General features: G+C 42.9%; 1 protein-coding gene. It reads left to right on the top strand.

Annotated features, from left to right (window positions below):
* Positions 1–393 precede the first annotated feature (393 nt).
* The gene (locus tag JC606_RS22980; protein ID WP_102426098.1) at positions 394–2,019 is read left to right on the top strand and encodes a methyl-accepting chemotaxis protein; all 1,626 of its coding nucleotides are present in this window, start codon (positions 394–396) and stop codon (positions 2,017–2,019) included.
* Positions 2,020–2,309 lie beyond the last annotated feature (290 nt).

Genomic DNA, 2,309 nt, shown 5'->3' with positions numbered 1-2,309 from the left:
CGATGAGGCTTTTTCGTATCTAACGCTCCTGCTTTGTGCCAAAGCAATGTCTCAGAAAAATCGTTCCCCTTTCTCCGGTCTCGTCGAACTCCAATACTGAAAAGCTCTTTCAATTCAGGCACCCATTAAATACTGAAACTGGAAAACAACCCTCTTCCGTCGTATACCTCTGCTCAACGATAATCTCTGACTAATACCGCTCCCTTACAGCCATTTTCAAGACACGCTTGAATACACAAAAAGTAACAAACTAGCGTTCCATTACTTTTTTTTCTTCGTAAATTTAATCTTCATCATGTTTTGATATCTTTCTAATATCTGCCCTACACGACTTAGATTAAGATTCGATGAAACATACCTAATATTTATTATTTAATTGCTGCGCGGGGAAATATGAAACTAAAAACGCAAGCTTACTTACTATCGGGCATCATTTTAGTCGCCCTACTAGCGTTGACCGCTACAGGTTTATGGACCTTAAGAGTCGCTAGCAACATGGATAACAAAGCTCGCGTGACTGAGCTATTTAAGAGTGCATACAGCATTCTTACTGAAGTTGAAAAGATGGCCATTGACGGCACGTTAGAGGAACAACAAGCAAAACAGTTGGCGACACGTCTGCTGCGTAACAATATTTATAAAGACAATGAATATGTCTACGTTGCCGATGAGAATATGACGTTTGTCGCTACTCCATTAGATCCTCAGTTACACGGAACTAGCTTTAATGACTTTAAAGATGGAGACGGTAATAGTGTTGGTCAATTAATCCAAAGAGTACTTGGTAACCGAACAGGTCAGATCGTTGAATACACCTGGACCCAAAAACAGCCAGATGGCACGATTGAAGAAAAACTATCTATTGCAGAGAAAACACCGCATTGGGGTTGGGTTGTAGGAACAGGTATAGGCTTCAATGAAGTTAACGCTCGTTTCTGGTCAACTGCTCAATGGCAGCTATTCCTATGTGTTGTTATTGCAGGTCTTATTCTTTCTAGCTTAATCGTGTCTATTAAACGAATGCTGGCACTACTTGGTGGCGAGCCTAAAGACGTGAGAGAAGCCGTACAAGCTGTAGCAGAAGGACGCATTCAGACCTCTTTCGAAACTAAAGCGGTCGATGGCAGTATCTATCATGCAGTACAACAAATGAGTAAATCGCTGGCTGAATTGGTATCTAACCTTAATGCTTCGATGTTGGCATTACGAGGAGAGCTGCAACGCGTAGAAGACCGCGCTGGTTCTATTGCTCAACTCACTGAGACACAACAGCAATCCACCGAAATGATCGCAACTGCGATGACAGAGATGGCATCTTCAGCTAATAACGTTGCTGATTCTGCGGGAGACACAGCGCGCAACACTGATGAAGCAGACAAACAGAGCCAGCATACTCAGCGCCTGATTCATAACACAGTAGACAATATCCAAGGCCTCGCAGGACAACTAGGAACAGCAAGCGAAGCTGTCGCTAACCTAGATAACGATGTAAACAACATTGTGAAAGTATTGGATGTGATTGGCGATATTGCAGAACAGACAAACCTATTGGCACTAAATGCAGCAATTGAGGCTGCTCGTGCAGGCGAGCAAGGTCGAGGATTTGCAGTGGTTGCTGATGAGGTGCGTAATCTTGCAGGCCGAACGCAATCAAGCACTAAAGAGATCCAGTTAATGATCAATAACCTTCAGGACGGCTCTCGCAACGCTATCCAAACCATGGAAGTGTGTGCAGCGACCAGCCAGAGCACAGTAACCGAGTCTCAAAATGCCTCAGAAGCGCTACAACAGATTGTTATTGCTCTTGAGTCAATCTCTTCAATGAGCCATCAAATCGCGACAGCAGCAGCTGAGCAAACTCAAGTGAGTGATGATATCTCGAAGCGCATCAACATGATTGAGGAAAGTGGTAATCAACTAAGCAATGTAGTGACCGAAAGTCATAACAGCACCCAAACCTTAGCCTCTCTATCTAATGAACTAGAAGCTTGGGTAAATAGGTTTGAAGTAAAACACTAAAGTTTCGGGAAGATTTTTAAATATAAAAGCACGTTTTCATACGTGCTTTTTTTATTTCGGCACTCATTCCGTCTAGTTAAACGTAGTTTCTCGATCTTTTAGGGCATGCTAGACCTAGGTTTTTCACCGCAAATGAACAAAAACAACCCACTAAGTATAGAAAAACATCAAACAATACTTTTTTTGCAATTTAATGTTGACCCAGAACGCGAAAACACGTTTAATACACCTCGTCGCCCGGATAGCTCAGTCGGTAGAGCAGAGGATTGAAAATCCTCGTGTCGGTGGTT

The organism is Vibrio sp. IB15 (assembly GCF_016406055.1).
GTDB classification, from domain to species: domain Bacteria; phylum Pseudomonadota; class Gammaproteobacteria; order Enterobacterales; family Vibrionaceae; genus Vibrio; species Vibrio chagasii.
The sequence above is the reverse complement of the archived record's forward strand: the minus strand, read 5'-3'. Positions and strand labels throughout refer to the sequence as shown.

What these genes read in the sequence shown, in the direction of transcription:
- JC606_RS22980 (WP_102426098.1), top strand. Translation starts at nt 394, where the DNA reads ATGAAACTAAAAACGCAAGCTTACTTACTATCGGGCATCATTTTAGTC.